The organism is Frankia sp. CcWB2, from assembly GCF_977927585.1.
This window is the reverse complement of sequence record NZ_CDWRCM010000093.1, coordinates 2,743-4,618: the sequence shown is the minus strand read 5'-3', so window position 1 is coordinate 4,618 and position 1,876 is coordinate 2,743. Positions and strand designations below refer to the sequence as shown.

The 1,876-nt window shown below is 71.3% G+C and carries 2 pseudogenes; one reads left to right on the top strand and one right to left on the bottom strand.

Features of this window, described 5'->3' with window-relative positions:
- Positions 1–581 (bottom strand): annotated as a pseudogene (locus tag ACY45C_RS11650) (hypothetical protein); the annotation flags it as partial.
- Positions 582–1,092: 511 nt separating this feature from the next.
- Between ACY45C_RS11650 and ACY45C_RS11645 the strand changes: the two are divergent.
- Positions 1,093–1,330, top strand: a pseudogene (locus ACY45C_RS11645) (helix-turn-helix domain-containing protein); the annotation flags it as partial.
- Positions 1,331–1,876 lie beyond the last annotated feature (546 nt).

The following is a 1,876-nucleotide window of genomic DNA, read 5'->3' as shown; positions in this document are numbered from 1 at the left end:
GAGATGATCAGGGCCGCCCGCGTGGGCTCGTCGGTATCGACCGCGTAACGGGAGGAGTAGAGATCCGCCTGGCGCGCGAGCCGGTGGACGACGTCGGCGGGCCGGCCGGTCGGCTCGGGCTCCACCTTGCCGAAGACCGAGGCGTTGGCCCTCGCCCAGTCGACGAGCTCCGCCTCGCCCCAGCGCGACACGATGAACCGTTCGATCAGTGCCTGCGCGCGGAAGAACACCCGCTGCCAGGCCGTCGGATCACGATCGTCAGGCGTCGGGAAGTCGGCGAAGATCTCGGCCTGGGTATGCAGCCAGTCGAGTAGACGCAGATCGGCGTGGTGTTCCAGCAGGAACGTCGTCATCCCCGACTCCGCCTCGAGCAGGCGCTGCTGCCACAGGGCTACGCGGTCGTCTCCGGTCATGTCGACGGCCGGAGCAGGGGGAAACGACCCGGACGCCGTCGCTCGCGGGGATGCGCCGGGCGGCTCGAGGTGGGCGTGGGGACGGGTGCCGAGGACCGCCATCGGCACCGGCGCGGCCGAGGACAGGGACATGGGTACGGCCATCGGAGTGGCAACGGCACGGGGCATGTGTGGGAGCCTCCACGGATCTCCTGTCCCTGGCGGCCCCGGCTAAGCGGGCCACCGCGACGACCGTTCCGGAGACCGGACGGCCAGGATGAATCACGACGGAAACAACGCTAAGTGCGCGGATGATGTGGAAATACCGACCTTCGGTGCATCTTCGTGCCACTTCCGGCGTCCGTCGCCTCACACGTTGTCGCCGTATGCATCGGCGCCGCACGGTTCGTCCGCCGCCGGCAACTTCGGCGGCCGCCGGCAACTTCGCGGCGAAGGTGCGGGCGGAATGCCGGGTGCGGTACTTGCGGTTCCGGCGAGGGCGCAGCGGATACGCTCGGTGCCTGAGTTCTCCATCGACTTACCCGGGGGGTGGCTGCGGCAGCGGTCGCCTTCCCACCCACGTGATCAGTATCCGGGACGCGTGTAGCTATCAGGACGCGAGCGCCCCTCCGATTCCCCTGACCCCTCAAGGCACCAGTCCCCCCGGAGGTTCCTGATGGCGATGACCGATGATGCCGAGATGCCGTTGCTGCGCCGGCTGGTCGGGCAGGCGCTGCGTCGGCGTCGCCTCGCTCAGGGCCGCACCCTGCGGGACGTGGCGGACGCGGCGCGGGTGTCGATGCCCTACCTCTCGGAGATCGAACGCGGCCTGAAGGAGGCGTCTTCGGAGATCCTCGCCGCGGTCTGCCGGGCGCTGCACATCCGGCTGTCCGATCTGCTGGACGAGGTGCGTCTGGAGCTCGCCCGGCTCGAACCCGAGGTCACCCCCGTAGCATCGCCCGGGTCGCTGTCCGCCGTCCACGGGCAGGCGACACCACCGATCACGGCCCGCGTCCTCTCCGCTGACCTGCACGCCGCCAGCGGCACCACGGCCACCGTCGGCATCACAGGCTCGGCTGGCATCGAAACAACCGGTATCGGCGCAACGGTCGGCGCGGCATTGCCCTTCGGCGTGTCGCCGAACCTGGGACTCTCGCCGAGCTTCCGGGCCGCCGTCCCTACCGGCCGGGTGGTGGTGCCCGGCCCGCGGCGAGCCGCCGTCGCTCCCGGTCCGCGGGGATCGGGGAGATCGGGGGGGCCGGGCAGGTGGTCCCGGCCCGCAGCCGCCTTCCGGCCGCGGCATGTTCGGCCGGAAGGCGGCCGCCGGCACGCTCGTCGACAGGTCGGCCTGTGGCCAGTCGACGTGTGGCCGGCCAGCCGGCCGGAGCGGCCGACCGCCGGACCGCCGGATCGCGCCCGGTCAGGCGCTGCGTGCCGATAGAAGCCGGGCGGCCTTACGGCTCATGATGACCTCGTCGATGAGG